1 pseudogene is annotated in these 236 nt (G+C 75.0%); it reads left to right on the forward strand.

Annotated elements, in window-relative coordinates:
• Positions 1-65 precede the first annotated feature (65 nt).
• Positions 66-236 (forward strand): annotated as a pseudogene (locus tag NVV99_RS26890) (sulfite exporter TauE/SafE family protein); the annotation flags it as partial.

Below are 236 nucleotides of genomic sequence, written 5' to 3' on the forward strand. Positions count from 1 at the left end.
GAAGGGGCCACCGGTTTTGCTCCCGCACCGGTCCCGCGGATGCGGCGCGTGCTCGAATGGCCGCCATGACTGCAGGTGACTGGGCGTTGCTGATGCCCGCCGCGACCGCCGCCGGCTGGGTGGACGCGGTGGTCGGCGGCGGCGGGCTGAGCCTGCTGCCCGCCCTGGTCCTCGTCGCCCCGCAATTGCCGCCGCAGGCGGCGCTGGCGGTGTGCAATGTCGCCGGCTCGGTGCTC

The organism is Rhodococcus sp. PAE-6, assembly GCF_025290685.1.
Lineage (GTDB): Bacteria > Actinomycetota > Actinomycetes > Mycobacteriales > Mycobacteriaceae > Rhodococcus > Rhodococcus pyridinivorans.